This is a genomic window from Pseudomonas sp. PS01300 (assembly GCF_029960155.1).
Taxonomy (GTDB): Bacteria; Pseudomonadota; Gammaproteobacteria; order Pseudomonadales; family Pseudomonadaceae; genus Aquipseudomonas; species Aquipseudomonas palmensis.
Map to the genome: position 1 here is coordinate 88,881 of NZ_JASCPN010000006.1, position 15,115 is coordinate 103,995.

General features: G+C 63.0%; 13 protein-coding genes. 8 read left to right on the forward strand and 5 right to left on the reverse strand.

Annotation, left to right across the window (positions count from 1 at the left end; genetic code table 11):
* The first annotated feature begins 23 nt into the window (after positions 1-23).
* Entirely contained in the window at positions 24-707 is a 684-nt protein-coding gene (locus QMX96_RS05655) for a response regulator transcription factor (protein ID WP_043861687.1), read from the forward strand.
* An 8-nt stretch (positions 708-715) separates the two neighbouring features.
* Positions 716-2,584: an ATP-binding protein gene (locus tag QMX96_RS05660; RefSeq protein WP_282361333.1), complete on the forward strand. Its 1,869-nt coding sequence runs from the start codon at positions 716-718 to the stop codon at positions 2,582-2,584.
* A gap of 90 nt (positions 2,585-2,674) precedes the next feature.
* Here QMX96_RS05660 and katG read toward each other — a convergent pair whose 3' ends face one another.
* Positions 2,675-4,945 (reverse strand): catalase/peroxidase HPI, encoded by a 2,271-nt coding sequence (gene katG / locus QMX96_RS05665; RefSeq protein WP_104572593.1) that lies wholly within the window; start codon positions 4,943-4,945, stop codon positions 2,675-2,677.
* A gap of 346 nt (positions 4,946-5,291) precedes the next feature.
* On the opposite strand from katG, the gene QMX96_RS05670 reads away from it, so the two are divergent.
* From QMX96_RS05670 to QMX96_RS05680, 3 genes are all read left to right on the forward strand, one after another.
* A complete protein-coding gene (locus QMX96_RS05670; protein ID WP_282361334.1) occupies positions 5,292-5,918 on the forward strand; it encodes a hypothetical protein in 627 nt (208 codons plus the stop codon).
* A 127-nt stretch (positions 5,919-6,045) separates the two neighbouring features.
* The gene (locus QMX96_RS05675) at positions 6,046-6,555 is read left to right on the forward strand and encodes an autoinducer binding domain-containing protein (protein ID WP_282361335.1); all 510 of its coding nucleotides are present in this window, start codon (positions 6,046-6,048) and stop codon (positions 6,553-6,555) included.
* Positions 6,556-6,631: 76 nt separating this feature from the next.
* A complete protein-coding gene (locus tag QMX96_RS05680; RefSeq protein ID WP_058540389.1) occupies positions 6,632-6,964 on the forward strand; it encodes a hypothetical protein in 333 nt (110 codons plus the stop codon).
* 36 nt (positions 6,965-7,000) lie between these two features.
* On the opposite strand, the gene QMX96_RS05685 is transcribed toward QMX96_RS05680, so the two are convergent.
* Positions 7,001-7,984 (reverse strand): Lrp/AsnC family transcriptional regulator, encoded by a 984-nt coding sequence (locus tag QMX96_RS05685; RefSeq protein ID WP_054914269.1) that lies wholly within the window; start codon positions 7,982-7,984, stop codon positions 7,001-7,003.
* A 97-nt stretch (positions 7,985-8,081) separates the two neighbouring features.
* On the opposite strand from QMX96_RS05685, the gene QMX96_RS05690 reads away from it, so the two are divergent.
* Positions 8,082-9,374 carry an MFS transporter gene (locus tag QMX96_RS05690; RefSeq protein ID WP_043861683.1) on the forward strand — a complete coding sequence of 431 codons (1,293 nt, stop codon included), beginning with the start codon at positions 8,082-8,084 and terminating at the stop codon, positions 9,372-9,374.
* Positions 9,375-9,462: 88 nt separating this feature from the next.
* Positions 9,463-10,875: an amidase gene (locus QMX96_RS05695; RefSeq protein WP_116053571.1), complete on the forward strand. Its 1,413-nt coding sequence runs from the start codon at positions 9,463-9,465 to the stop codon at positions 10,873-10,875.
* Between the two features lie 59 nt (positions 10,876-10,934).
* Here the strand turns inward: QMX96_RS05695 and QMX96_RS05700 are convergent, their stop codons facing one another.
* The 3 genes from QMX96_RS05700 to QMX96_RS05710 form a co-directional block, all read right to left on the reverse strand.
* Entirely contained in the window at positions 10,935-12,212 is a 1,278-nt protein-coding gene (locus QMX96_RS05700; RefSeq protein ID WP_282361336.1) for an NADH:flavin oxidoreductase/NADH oxidase family protein, read from the reverse strand.
* 95 nt (positions 12,213-12,307) lie between these two features.
* The gene (locus QMX96_RS05705) at positions 12,308-12,748 is read right to left on the reverse strand and encodes a MerR family transcriptional regulator (protein ID WP_043861680.1); all 441 of its coding nucleotides are present in this window, start codon (positions 12,746-12,748) and stop codon (positions 12,308-12,310) included.
* A gap of 126 nt (positions 12,749-12,874) precedes the next feature.
* On the reverse strand, positions 12,875-14,041 hold the full coding sequence (locus QMX96_RS05710; RefSeq protein WP_078481047.1) for an MFS transporter: 1,167 nt from the start codon (positions 14,039-14,041) through the stop codon (positions 12,875-12,877).
* A 94-nt stretch (positions 14,042-14,135) separates the two neighbouring features.
* Here QMX96_RS05710 and QMX96_RS05715 point away from each other — a divergent pair, with 94 nt between their 5' ends.
* The gene (locus tag QMX96_RS05715) at positions 14,136-15,029 is read left to right on the forward strand and encodes a LysR family transcriptional regulator (protein ID WP_088514798.1); all 894 of its coding nucleotides are present in this window, start codon (positions 14,136-14,138) and stop codon (positions 15,027-15,029) included.
* The last annotated feature ends 86 nt before the right edge of the window (positions 15,030-15,115 follow it).

The following is a 15,115-nucleotide window of genomic DNA, read 5'->3' on the forward strand; positions in this document are numbered from 1 at the left end:
CCACCGCGCGCCCGAGACTGCCCATGCCTATCCAGACGACTGTTCCCGAACCCACGCTGCTCGCGCCGGTACTGCTGGTGGAGGACGAGCCGCTGATCCACCGCCGCCTGGAAGCCCTGCTGCTGCAACTGGGCTACCGGCCCGAGGCCCTGCTGTTCGCCAGCTCGCTGGCCGAGGCCCGCGCCTGCCTGGCGGCGCAGCCGGTGGCGCTGGCGCTGGTAGACCTGGGCCTGCCCGACGGCAACGGCATCGAGCTGATCGAAGAGATGCACGCCACCGACCCCGGCCAGGCGATCCTGGTGATCTCGGCATGGAGCACCGAAGACACCCTGCTCGCGGCGCTGCGGGCAGGCGCCACCGGCTATGTGCTCAAGGAACGCGACGACCTGGAGATCCTGTTGTCGCTGCGCAGCGTGCTGCGCGGTGGCGCCCCCATCGACCCGTTCGTGGCCCGGCGCATCATCGAGGAACTGCGCCCGGGGGCCGCCCAGCCGGTCGACACCGCCGATGGCGAACGCCTGACCCCGCGTGAAGACCAGATCCTGCGCCTGGTGGCCGAGGGCCTGGGCAACCGCGAAATCGCCGAACAGCTGAACCTGTCGCGCTACACCGTCGAATGCCACGTCAAACGCATCTATCGCAAGCTGGCGGTGTCTTCGCGCACCCGCGCCATCCATGCGGCACGCACGCGTGGCCTGCTCGATTGAGAGGCCTGATGGCGTGCTGGCTGCTCGTCCTGTGCCTGTCGGGTGCAGCGCAGGCTGCAACGCCGGACGGTGCAAGCTGCACCGTGCAGGTGCTGTCGGTAGCCGCCGCCCAGGGTGATGACCAGGGCAACCGCCCCGAGGCCGGCCCCTGGCAGGCCGTGACCCTGCCCGACGACTGGAGCCGACGCTGGCCGCAGCACGACGGCACGGTGTGGTACCGCCTCCAGTGGCAGCGCGACTGCGCGGCCGGTCAACGCATGCCGGTGGCACTGACGCTGCGCTCGGTGATCATGGCCGGCGAAGTGTTCGTCAACGATCAGCGCCTGTGGCGTGACAGCCAGCTGAGCGAGCCGCTGTCACGCAGCTGGAACATGCCCCGCTACTGGCACCTGCCCGAAGGCCTGTTGAACGAAGGCGTCAACACGCTGTGGGTACGTGTGGTGGGCCTGGCGGTACAGTCACCCGGGCTGGGGCCGGTGTACCTGGGGGATGAGGCCTCGGCACGCCAGCTGTATGAAGAGTTGCTGTGGACCAACCGCTCGTTGTTCGTGCTCAACCTGACCGTCTCGGCGGTGCTGGGCGGGCTGTTCTTCTGTATCTGGGTGATCCGCCGCGAGCAACGGATCTTTGGCTGGTATGCGGCCATGGCCCTGTGCTGGGTGCTGTTCATCGCCAATATACTGATGACCAGCCCCTGGCCCTTCTCCACCACCCTGATGGCTGCGCGCTTCAACGGCATCGCGCTGGTGATGTACGTCACCTGTTTCTGCGTGTTTGTCTGGCGCTTTGGCGGGCAATCGCTGCCGCGCCTGGAGAAGGCACTCTGGCTGCTGACTGCCGCACTGGTGGCCTTGATGGCACTGGCCCCGGATGCCCGCGTCGGCAACGCGCAACTGGTGGCGGTGCTGAGCACGGCGACGGTGTTTTTCCTCAACTGCCTGCAGTTTCAGCTGCATGCCTTGCGCACCCGGCGGCCCGAGCATGTGTGGCTGGCCGCCAGCCTGCTGGTATTCATGCTGGCCGGGGCCCATGACCTGCTGATAATGCTGAAGCTGATCGGCGAAACGCCCGCGTGGACACCGCTCACCAGCGTGGTGACGACCCTGTGCATGTCGGTGGTGCTGGGCTTGCGCCATGCGCGCAGCGTGCGCCGCATCGAGCGCTTCAACCTGGAACTGGCCGAAGGCATCGAGCGCGCTCGCGGGGAACTGGCCACCACCCTCGAACGCGAACACGCCCTGGCGCTGACCAACTCCCGCCTGCAGGACCGCCTGCAGATCGCCCACGACCTGCATGATGGGCTGGGCGGTTCGCTGGTGCGCATGATGGCCATGGTCGAGCAGGCCAGCACGCCGCTGCAGGGCCCGCAGTTTCTGTCGATGCTCAAATTGCTGCGTGATGACCTGCGCCAGACCATCGACAATGGCTCCAGCGCCGGCATCAAGGTGCCGGCCACGCCGCAGGAATGGATCGCCCCGCTGCGCCATCGCTTCACCCAGCTGTTCGACGAACTGGATGTGACCTGCACCTGGCACTTTGCCGCGCAGTGGCGCACACCGCCCAGCGCCTTGCAGTGCATGGCATTGACCCGCCTGGTGGAAGAGTCGCTGACCAATGTGGTCAAGCACAGCCGTGCCCGGCATGTGCGGGTTGAGCTGCAGCAGCCGCAGCCCGACAGCCTGGAGCTGAACATCGAGGATGACGGTATCGGCTTCGACGTGCTGGCGGTACAGCGCGCCGGGGTGAGCGTGGGCATGCGCAGCATGAATGCGCGCATCGCCCGGGTGGGCGGTCAGCTGGAGGTGGTTTCGCTGCCGGGTTGTACACGGCTTGTTGCACGCCTTGCGCTGCAACGGGAGGTGCCGGCCAGCGTGTAAGCCGGTACTGCAGGCATTCGCTTGGCCGGCAAGGCCGGCCCCTGCAGGGGTTGTGCTGCTCTGCAGGGGCCGGCCTTGCCGGCGAACGCGCTACTTCACATCGAAACGGTCCAGGTTCATCACTTTGGCCCAGGCCGCCACGAAGTCGCTGACGAACTGCTGCTGCGCATCTGCACTGGCATACACCTCGGCCACGGCCCGCAATTGCGCGTTCGAGCCGAACACCAGGTCGACCCGGGTCGCGGTCCACTTTACCTGCCCGCTTTTGCGATCACGCCCTTCGAACGCCTGAGCGGCCTCGGACACCGGCTTCCACTCCACGCCCATGTCCAGCAGGTGGGTGAAGAAGTCATTGGTCAGCGCCTGCGGCCGCTGGGTGAACACGCCATGGCTGCTCTGGCCCACATTGGCCCCCAGCACCCGCAGGCCGCCCACCAGCACCGTCATCTCCGGTGCACTGAGCGTCAGCAGTTGCGCCTTGTCGATCAGCAGCGCTTCGGCCGGCACGCGGTAGTGCCCCTTGAGGTAGTTGCGAAAACCATCGGCAATGGGTTCGAGAAAGCCGAACGACTCCACGTCCGTCTGCTCCTGGCTGGCATCGGTGCGCCCCGGCGTGAACGGCACCGTGACCGTATGCCCGGCGTTTTTCGCAGCCTGCTCGACGCCGGCGTTGCCTGCCAGCACGATCAGATCGGCCAGGGAGATCTTCTTGCCACCGGCCTGCGCCCCATTGAATTCGTTCTGGATGCCTTCCAGGGTCGCGAGCACGGCGGCCAGCTGTTCGGGCTGGTTGGCCTGCCAGAACTTCTGCGGGGCCAGGCGCAGCCGCCCGCCATTGGCACCGCCGCGCTTGTCCGAACCCCTGAAGGTGGAAGCCGCCGCCCATGCGGTGGACACCAGCTGCGCCACCGACAGGCCCGAGGCCAGTACCTTGGCCTTGAGCGCGGCGATGTCGCCGTCATCGACCAGCGGGTGGTCGACCTTGGGAATCGGGTCTTGCCACAGCAACTCCTCAGCTGGCAGTTCCGGGCCCAGGTAGCGCGACAGCGGGCCCATGTCACGGTGGATCAGCTTGTACCAGGCGCGGGCAAAGGCATCGCTCAGTTGGTCGGGGTTTTCCAGGTAGCGGCGCGAGATCTTCTCGTAGATCGGGTCGAAGCGCAGCGACAGGTCGGTGGTCAGCATGGTGGGGTTGCGCCGCTTGGACGGGTCGTGGGCGTCGGGGATGATACCGGCGCCGGCGCCGCCCTTGGGCGTCCACTGGTGGGCCCCGGCCGGGCTCTTGGTCAGCTCCCACTCGAAGCCGAACAGGTTCTCCAGGAAGTTGTTGCTCCAGCGGGTCGGGGTGGTGGTCCAGGTCACCTCCAGGCCGCTGGTGATGGTGTCCGGGCCCTTGCCGGTGCCGAAGCTGTTCTTCCAGCCCAGGCCCTGTTCCTCCAGGCCTGCCGCTTCAGGCTCGGGGCCCACGTTGTCGGCCGGGCCGGCGCCGTGGGTCTTGCCGAAGGCGTGGCCGCCGGCGATCAGGGCCACGGTTTCCTCGTCGTTCATGGCCATGCGCCCGAAGGTCTCGCGAATGTCCTTGGCGGCGGCGACCGGGTCGGGGTTGCCTTCCGGGCCTTCCGGGTTCACGTAGATCAGCCCCATCTGCACTGCGGCCAGGGGGTTCTCCAGGTTGCGGCCCTGCTCGGTACGGCTTTCTTCGTTGCCGTGCTGCTCGGGTTCGGCCACCAGGGTGCCCTCGCCCGGCGGCTGCATGGCTTCAGGGTCTTTGCCGTAGCGCGTGTCGCCGCCCAGCCACTTGTTCTCCGAGCCCCAGTACACGTCCTCGTCCGGCGCCCACACGTCCGGGCGGCCGCCGGAAAACCCGAAGGTCTTGAAGCCCATCGACTCCAGCGCCACGTTGCCGGTGAGCACGATCAGGTCGGCCCAGGAAATCGCCCGCCCGTACTTCTGCTTGATCGGCCACAGCAGCCGCCGCGCCTTGTCGAGGCTGACGTTGTCGGGCCAGCTGTTGAGCGGCGCGAAGCGCTGCTGGCCGGAGCCGGCACCGCCGCGCCCGTCGCCAGTACGGTAGGTGCCCGCACTGTGCCAGGCCATGCGCACGAACAGTGGCCCGTAATGGCCGAAGTCGGCCGGCCACCAGTCCTGCGAGTCGGTCATCAGCGCGGTGAGGTCCTGCTTGAGGGCCTGGAAGTCCAGGCTCTTGAACGCCTGGGCATAGTCGAAGCCCTCGCCCAGCGGGTCGGCCTGGGGCGCGTGCTGATGCAGGATCTTCAGGTTGAGCTGGTTGGGCCACCAGTCACGGTTGGTGGTGCCACCGCCGGCGGCATGATTGAACGGGCATTTCGATTCAGTTGCCATGTGAGAGCTACCCTTGGTCGAGTTCATGTCGCCAGGCAGCCCTGCCAGGGCGCCGTGGCAACGTGCGAAATCAGTTACACAGGTTGCATCGTCAACGACTCGAACGGCTGAGCGCCGCGATCTTGTCTCTTCATCAGGATGGGTCGGCCAGCTGGCGCCGGCACCGAACTAAGGCTAGTTCGCCGCCCCCGAGTCGGCAAATAGCCGCAGTATTGGTGGGTGATAGCCATAATCTCTTATACGGAACCCGCCAGGGAGCAGAAGGTAGGACAAACGCTCGCTGAGCCGTGCACCGATAACGCAGGCGTAGTCAGGGCGAGCGACCACCCCACGGGAGGCTCGCCCCATGGACATGCGCCCGCGCTCAACCGCCATCCACGAGGCCGGTCACGCCCTGGCCGTGTGGTGGAACGGCCAGCCCATTGCACGGGTGACCGTGCTGACCCACGCCCAGGCCGCCAGCGGCCCGCTGATCGACCTGAACGGTCGTGCGCACTTTGCCGAGGGGCTGGTGGAGGCGGACTACCTGATCGTGCACCCGGCCTTTGCCGCCCGTGGCATTGCCGAGTACCTGCCCTCCCTCGTCGAACCCATCGAGCGCGACCTGCTGCACTGCTTTGCCGGGCCCGTGGCCGAAGCCATCCACCGGCACGCACGCTATGACCGGGTCTTGCGCGGCAGCGGCCGTGGCGACCGCTGCCGCGGGCATGAACTGATCAGCCTGTTGCCCGCGCACAAGCTGCTCGATGCCGAGGCCCTGGCCATCGCCCGGTCCGGCTGCCTGGTACGCCGGTACTGGGCGGGGCTGATGGCGGTGGCCGACCTCTTGCAGGCACGGGGCGTGGTGGACGGCGAGCGAGTCAGCGCGTTGCTGTGCCAGGTGACTGGTGAGTCACCGGCACAAGGGCCCGCAAGCCTGCGCGAACTTGACCCTGAGGGCGGGTCCGACCAGAGGCAGGCCACCCGGCAATAGCGTTAGCGCTTTTTGCAATAGCGCAAAAAAGCTGAGCTACAGTCGTAAAAGGCGCATCTGATACGTATTTATCAGGAGAAACTGATCTGTATCCACGGATGTTCACATCATGCAGGGATGAGCAACGATGGATCACTGGACAACGGAGCAACTGCGTCAGCTGGTGTGCTCGAAGGACTTGGACAGCCAGTTGGCGCAATTGGAAAAGCTGCTTCGGTGCCTGGGTTTCGACTGCTACGCCTTCAGTTTCACCACCCCGACGTTTTCGATCACACAAAGCAACTGCCCCAACCCATGGGGCGAGCGCTACCGTCGCCATGAGCCTGCGGTCGTTGAGCCCCTGCTTGCGCACAGCCGGCACTCATCCTTCCCGTTGCTGTGGACACCAGAGGCTTTCACCAGCCCCCCCGAGTTGTGGGCAGGCGCGCAGGATCACGGCGTTTGCCTCGGCTGGACCCAACCCTTTCACGATGAGCAAGGCAGGTTCAGCAGCTTGAGCGTGGTACGCCAACACCCGCCCGTGACCGTCAATGAGCTTTACAGCAAGGGGGCCGCGGTGCTGTGGCTGGTGCAGGTGCTGCATGCGACGGCGGCCGCTCTGGTGAATGACCCGCAGGGGCGGTCATCATCCGAGTGACCCGCAACGGGGTTCGCCAGCGCCACATGGGATATCCTCGCTACCTGGCCCGTTCAAAGATCGAGTGGAAGACCCATTGAAACTGCTGAAGGAAAACAGAGAAATCCTCCTGTCTGGAGAAGAAGCCATCCACCTTGTCGCCGATATCGAATACATGCTCATTTCCCTGAGAGACATTGCCCGCCATTACTACAGGGATGTTGATGGCGACATCAGCCCAGGCGACAGAGCGCTGTATTGCGAAGAGACGACACGGTTCATCGATGAAAACCAGATCACCCGTCGACTGGCCGCCATGCGAAGAACAATCACTGAAAAGTTCGACCTCGCGCTGGGCTGCGACGACATGGATGACATTGAAAGAGCGGTGGCCGAGATGGACTACTGGAAGCCCAAACAGGCAACGTAGCCAGCTACGTTGCTTGCTCAAAGGCAGGCATGAACCCTACTCGACCATCAACCCTCGACGCACTCGCCCCGCCCTTTTGTAGGCCCTGACCACCGTATTGGTCTCACACGAGATGATCCCCTCCAGGGATCCCATGCGGGCGGTCGAGACGGTCCATAGATCATGGATATCACGGCACAGCACATGCCAGAACAGCTGCGAGCCGCCACTGGTGCCAAACAGGCAACGCGTGTGTTCATCCTTCGCCAGTTCCTGGGCAATGCCCTCCGCCGCACCCGGTCGAGTCTGCAACGACACAATCGCCTCTACCCCATAGCCCACCAGCAACGGCTCGAGCTCCACACGAAATGTCAGGGCATTGCTGTCGACGAGCCCACTCAGCATCCGCTGAACCTTCGGCTCACTGACTCCACATGTCTCGGCAAGCACGCCCAGGCTGGCCCTTCCATCCAGGGTCAGGGCGCCGAGTAACCGCATTTCGTCAGCACTCAGGCTCACAGGCCCGGCCAGCACCGGCTCGGTAGGCACCGAACCATCAATACGCCAGCGGCTGGCTCGTCGGAACGACCTGAGCACCACTTGCGTTTGAACCTGCCTAACCCCCGGCACCAGCGGCAACTCCCGCACCACCATGTCAGAAAGCGCTTCCACGCTGGGCAGGTTGATCTCGGTGAAGATGTCGAACTCGCCCGTTGTCGCCATCACAACCTGCGTCTGTGCCCACTGCGCCAGGTGCTGCGCCACTTCGCTCTGACGACCGTCTGCTACCCGAATCCAGGCATGCAGCACCGGGCCACTCCCCACCACAACCGGGTCGAGCTCGCCGATCACCCGGATATACCCGTTGTCCATCAAGCGTTGCAGCCGACGCGAAAGCGTACGCTCCGCCACATCGCAGCCGGCGCTCAGATCCCGCCAGGTGCCGCGAGGGTTCGCCTGCAGTGCAATCAGGCAGGCCAGATCCGCGTCATCCAACGCAAAATGTCTTTTTTCATCCGAATCAACGGTTGACGAGACCATATCCTTACAATACCTTCGCTCAAGTGGCCAAATTAATACAAAAAAACGCCGCATATGTCTAAAAACAATTACAACTCAAACCCAAAGGCACAAGCCAATGAATTATGCGACTCAAACGTCCGAAGCGGCAAAGCCGCAGGTATCAACCGCGCGCAAAATTGCTGCTGGCAGCATTGGCAATGCGGTGGAGTGGTTCGATTGGACGATCTATGCGTCGTTCGCGGTGTTCTTTTCCACACAATTCTTTCCAAAAAATGACGAAACGGCGTCCCTGCTGGCGACCTTCGCGATTTTCGCAGTGGGGTTCTTCATGCGCCCGATCGGCGGCTGGGCCCTGGGGATCTACTCTGATCGCTATGGCCGCAAATCGGCACTGGGGGTCACCATCCTGCTGATGGCAGGCGGGTCCCTGATGATCGGCATCACCCCCACCTACGAGAAGATCGGCCTGCTCGCGCCGGTCTTGCTGGTGATCGCGCGCCTGATGCAAGGCTTGTCGCTGGGCGGTGAATACGCTTCAGCCTCTACCTACCTTGCCGAGTTGGCGCCGGACCACCGTCGCGGGTTCTTTTCGAGCTTCGTGTTCTTCAGCTCCGCCGCGGGCATCCTGACCGCCTCGGCGATCGGCTGGGCGCTGACCACCCTCCTCACCGAGGAACAGATGAGAGAGTTCGGCTGGCGCATTCCGTTCCTGCTCGGCGCCCTGGGCGGTATCGCAGGCATCTGGCTGCGTATGTCGGTACCTGAAGCAGAAGCCTCCACGCCGCCAACCGCAGACAAGGTAGAGAAGCAACCGCTGCGCACCCTGCTGCGCGATTATCCGCGCGAGACCCTGCGGATCGTGGGCTTTTCGATCCTGAGCACCTTTGCCTTCTACCTGTTCGTCATCTACATCCCGACCTATGCCATCCGTGCGCTGCACGTGGAGTCCTCGACAGCGTTTGCTGCAAACACGGTTGCAATGGTCGCGTTCATGCTCGTGCACCCACTCTTCGGCATGCTCTCTGACAAGTTCGGGCGCAAGCCGCAACTGATCGTGTTCGCCCTGGGTTACCTGGTGTTCTTCTACCCGATCATCACCAGCATGCAGCCGACGTTCTCGTCGATCCTGATGGTGGAGCTGTTCGGCCTTATGCTCTACGCGCTCTATACCTCCATCGCCCCGGCAATCATGTCCGAACAGTTCCCCAGCCGCGTTCGCGCCGTCGGCATTGGTGCTCCCTACAACCTGATGGTGGCGCTGCTGGGCGGTACCACGCCGTATCTGCTGACCTGGCTGCAGAGCAACGGTCAGGAGAGCTGGTTCTTCTACTACGTGCTCGCAGGCGCCGCGCTCACGCTTGTGACCTTCATCAAAATGCCGGAAACAGCCGGAAAGCCACTGAAATAGTCACTGGCTCGAACAACGCCATGCAATCCCCGTCAACGAGTATCGGATACGGGGATTACCGACCCACACCGCTTAGAACCTAGAACCCATGCTCGAACGATCCGAAGCCCTATGTTTCCAGTCTGCCCTGCAGATTGCCCATCTGATCGCTACCCGGCAGATCACCTCGCGTGCCGTCACGCACTACTTTCTGGACCGCATTGCTCGCGGCAGTGAGCTCAATGCCTTTACCGCAGTGTTCGCAGAGCAAGCCCTGGCGGCAGCCGATGCCGCCGACAGTGCGCTCGAGGCAGGCCACCCATTGAGCGCTTTGCATGGCGTACCGGTCGCCATCAAGGACAACATCGAAATCGCCCATACCCCGGCATCGGCAGGTTCGTTGAGCCGCCTGGGCACTGTCAGTGCCGTGACCAGCACCGTCGCGCAACGATTGCAGGCGGCCGGAATGGTTATCCTGGGCAAGACCCAGATGACCGAATTTGCGTTCGGCCTGTCCGGGCAGAACCCGACCCGAGGCACGCCCTGGAACCCGTGGGACACAACGCTGCATCGCGCCCCGGGCGGTTCCTCTTCAGGCGCGGCGGTTGCTGTTGCCGCAGGGCTTGTACCTGTTGCAGTGGGGGGCGATACCGGCGGATCGATCCGAGCCCCCGCATCGCTCAATCATCTGGTCGGCTTCAAGCCGTCCAGCGGGGTCATCAGCGTGCACGGTGTGGTTCCGCTTGCGCCCAGCCTCGACGTGCTGGGCCCGATCGCCCGTGATGTTGGCGACGCCCATGCACTCACGGCCATCCTTGCCAGCCCGTCTACCGGCAGTGGGTCGAGCGTTCAGGCCGACCTTGCAGGTGAGCTGGTACCAGCCAAGCCGGGCACGGTGTTCGTACTGGACCAGAGCGCGTTCCCAAGTGCGCTGTCCGTGGGCGCTCGCCGGGTTTGGGATCAGGCCCTGGTCACCCTGGAAAAGGCCGGCTGGACGCTCCAGAGCTGGGTTCCAGAGGATGAGTTGAACATCGGCCGGCTGTCCGAGTGCAACTCGATGATCATTGCCTATGAGGGGTATCGCGAGTTCGGCCACCTTGCACATGACCCTGCGCAGCCGCTCTGGGGGGTGGTGCGCAATCGCATCCTGGCCGGCGCGGCCATCAGCCGTGACGACTACGAACACGCCGTTGCACAGCGTGCCCACGTCGCCGAGGCCTTCAGACGAGCGATCGGCTCATCCGGTGTTCTGCTGATGCCGGTCAGCGGTCACGGGGCCCTGCCTCTTGATGACCAGGACGCTGCTCACGTGAGCATCGGCACGTTCAGCCGCGCCAGTAACTACCTCGGCACCCCGGCAATCGCCCTACCCGCCGGATTCGATGAAGCACAGATGCCGATTGGCGTGCAGCTGCTGTCACCGGTATCTACCGACATGCACTTGCTGAACATGGCGAGCGCCATGGCGCCTGCACTGCTGCTTGACGAGCGCAAGCCCGAGCTGGGGCGGTGGGGGCTTTAAGCCCGGAACAACACTCGCGTAGCACCTGGCGCAACGTCTTCAGTGATGTTGCGCAGGTGTCATCCAGGCAGACCATCGCCGTGCGCTGCGATCGTCAGGCCGTTGCAATGCGAAGACTTTTCTACCCATCTCCGGTACCGGCGAGTGCGAAACGCCATGGCGGCCTGTTGCAGGATCAGCGCGAACAACGGTGAAACACTCGGGTCGGGATTTTTATTGCGACTGAGTTTACGCAGTTGAAACTTCACTACAGCCATGTTCGCCAAGGCCGCCATGGCTTTGTTTTTCCAGGTGATCGGCGGCAATTGCGGGGCATTGTCGTTGCCCGCCAGCCACTGGCGAGGCAGGTGCGGGTCGATAGCAAGAGCGGTTCCGATGCCCACCATGTCCACACCGCTCTGCACGACGCTTTCGGCCACCGGGCGGCGGCGTATACCGCCAGTGACCATCACCGGCATGTTGGCGACGGTTTGGATATCACGGGCGAACTCGACGAAATAGGCTTCGCGAGCCAGTGTGCGACCATCGCGCGCGTCACCCTGCATGGCGGGTACTTCGTAGCTGCCTCCCGATAACTCCACCATGTCCACGCCCAGGTCGTTGAGCAACTCAACCACCTTTTTCGCGTCATCGGCGGTGAATCCTCCGCGCTGGAAATCGGCGGAGTTCAGCTTGACCGCCACTGCAAAATCCGCAGAAACCACAGCCCTGACCGCCTTGACGATTTCGAGCAACAGGCGCGCCCGGTTTTCCAGAGGGCCACCCCACTCGTCCGTGCGCTGGTTGGTCAACGGCGAAAGGAACTGGCTCAACAAATAGCCATGGGCAGCATGAATTTCCACACCAGTAAATCCGGCCTGCTCGCCGAGGCGTGCGGTATTCGCGAAGCGCTGAACAACCTCTTCGATCACGCCTTGGGGCATCGCATGAGGTGTGGCAAATCGCCTGGACATTTTGCCGAGGTCCAGCGGCACGGCTGACGGGGCCCAGGTCTTTTGCCCAAGATTGGACTGCATCTGGCGACCGGGATGATTGATCTGCAACCAGAACTGCGCACCACCAGACCGACCTGTACGCGCCCAGTGCTTGAACTTGTGCAATTGCTGATCGTCTTGCAACACCACGCCACCCGGTCCGGTCATGGCGCGGCCGTCGACCATAACGTTGCCGGTAATGATCAGGCCGGCACCACCGTCGGCCCATGCTTGATAGAGACGCAGCAGGTCCTTGGAAGGCGCCTGATCGGCGTCCGCCATGTTCTCCTCCATGGCAGCTTTGGCGATTCGGTTCTTGATGGTTGAACCGTTGGGAAGCATCAGGGTGTCGAACACATTCATGGAGCAGCCCTCAACTGAAGAGGAGGCCACCTTAAGATTAAAGTCAACTTTAAGGTCAATACCCTTTTGCGCAGTGCAGCCAGTGGAGTTTGACCTTAACGCACCGCACGCTTGCCCGGCGCTTTGCCAATGCCTTCTTCACGCAGGCGATTGATCAGCATTTGCGCATTTTCCGCGCACGCCATGCTTTCGGGCTTATCCTCGATGCCCTTGATGACGAGCAGAAGCTGCGCTTTGTTGTGGGCTAGCCGTTGCTGTAGAACAGCGATTTCCTCAACCTTTTGCTTAAGCCCGCTGAGCAATTCATCGTGCTGCCAACCGCTGGCATTCATCGGCATCAACTGCCGAATTTCTTCCAATGAAAAACCCGCCGCCTGCGCTGCGGTGATGACCTCCAACACCCACTTGGTATCAGGCGCGTAGTCCCTGTAACCATTTGCTTTGCGCTCGACAGATTTGATCAAGCCGCTCGACTCGTAGAACCGGATGCGTGAGGGCGCCAAACCACTGATTTTCGCCAGTTCGCCTATTCGCATAACCCACCCTGAACACTCTGTTGACCTTGAAGTTGACTTTAAACCTAAAGCCATCGGGGCGGCCAACCATCACGCATTGAATGCAGGCTCGACCACTGTCGCTACGCCACTGGCATCACTGCTTAGTCACACCACTGTTGATGCAACAGTTCTGGAACGCCAGCCATACGCCAACACCATCAGCAGCCCCAGAGCACCCATCGACGCTCCGGCCAGGGAAATGGCCGGATAACCCAACCCGGCGTTGATCACCGCTCCGCCCAGCGCTGCGCCAATCGCGTTGCCAAAATTGAAGGCGCCAATGTTCACCGCAGAGGCAAGATTGGGCGCATCCTTCGCTGCTTCCATCACACGCATCTGTAGTGGCGGCACCAGGGCGAAACTGGCGATACCCCATATCAGGATGGCCAGAGCGGCCGGCACCGCCCAACGCATCAGCAGGGTGAACGCCAGCAGGACGAGAATCAGAACGCTTAGCGAGACGATCAAGGTGCGATCTATCGAGCGGTCGGCGGCCTTGCCGCCCCACAGGTTGCCCAGCGTCAACCCCACCCCGAAAAGAACCAGCATGCCAGTGATATAGGCGGTGGAACCATTGGTCTCGCTGCTGAGGATCGGCGCGATGTAGGTGAAGACAGTAAACATCGCGCTCGACCCGACTACGGTCAGGGCCAACGCGCCCAGCACCGGACCGCGCCCCAGTACTCGAATTTCGGCCATTACACCGACGCTTTGCGACGTCTTCAGGTTAGGCAGGGCGAACCATAATGCGGCCATGGTCGCCACGCCGAGGCCGGTAATACCCCAGAAAGCGGTGCGCCAACCGAACAGTTCACCAAACCAGGTGGCCAGCGGCACACCGCCGATGGTCGCCAAGGTCAGGCCCATGAACATCGCCGCCACCGCCCCGGCACGTTTTTCCGGGGCGACCACGCTGGCGGCGACGATGGAGCCAACGCCAAAAAATGCACCATGGTTCAGTGAGGTCACCACCCTGGCGACCATGAGGCTGTAGTAATCGGTGGCCAGGGCTGACATCAGATTACCCAAGGTGAAAATCCCCATGAGCCCGATCAGCAGATAGCGTCGGGGAATTCTGCCGGTGGTCAGGGTCATCAGCGGTGCACCGAGCAACACGCCCAGCGCATAGGCACTGACCAGCAAACCGGCAGCGGGAATCGAAACGCCCAGATCCTGAGCGATACCCGGCAACATGCCCATGGGGGCGAATTCTGTTACGCCGATGCCAAAGGCACCGATGGCAAGTGCGACAAGTGGTGGATTGATACGCATGGAAGGCTCCTTATCTATGCCGCCAATGCTACGATGCAGTTTTTTAACGCGGTAGATAGCATTTTTGGCAATCACCTTTGCGCAGGAGGCACAAGTGGACTTCAACGGCAGGTCAGGTGAAATGAGCGTGTTCACCACCGTGGCGCACGAAGGCAGCCTGTCGGCCGCGGCGCGTGCACTGGGCGTGACACCCTCGGCAGTCAGTCGGGTCATCGCGCGTACCGAGCAACGCCTTGGCACCCGCCTGCTGTTGCGCACCACCCGAGCGCTCGCCTTCACTGCCGAGGGCGAAGCGTTCCTGCGCGGCGCCCGGCGTATCCTGGCCGATATGGACGAGGTCGAAGCAGCGATCGCTGACCAGGGCGTACCCAGGGGGCGATTGCGGGTCAGTGCCGCCCTTGGCCACGGGCGGCTGGCCATCGTCCCGCTGGTGGCAGCATTCAGCGCCCGTTACCCGAACATCGTCGTCGACCTTACCCTCGGCGACGAAGTGGTCGACATTCTCGGCGGGCAGGCCGATGTCGCGATCCGCTTCGGCCATCTGCCCGACAGCCCACTGACCGCGCGCAGGATCGGCGACACCGGCCAGGTAGTGGTGGCATCGCCCGATTATCTGCAGCGCGAGGGCATCCCCAAGGAGCCGGAAGACTTGTTTCAGCACAATTGCCTGCGCTTCAACTTCCGGCGTGCCGAACCCAACTGGCCGTTCATCCGCGATGGAAAAGAGTTTTCCCTGAAGGTCAGCGGCAACATCGAATGCAGCAGTGGTGAAGCGCTGGCACAACTTGCGCGAGTAGGCGCCGGCATTGCACGTATCGGTGAGTTCAGCGTGCGCGAGGATCTGCAGCGCGGCGCCCTGATTCCGCTGCTGGAAGCCTGGAACCCTGGGGACCAGGAACCGATCCATGCTGTGTTCGTCGGCGGGGCGGCAATGCCGGCGCGGGTGCGACTGTTCGTGGACTTCTTGCTGGAACATCACCGGATGTAAGCGCTTGATCTGAAATTTCCGGGTACTTGTGGTGTTGAAGTCTCGAAAATGTCGTTACCTCACCAGCATCAATGCTGAAACGGTAA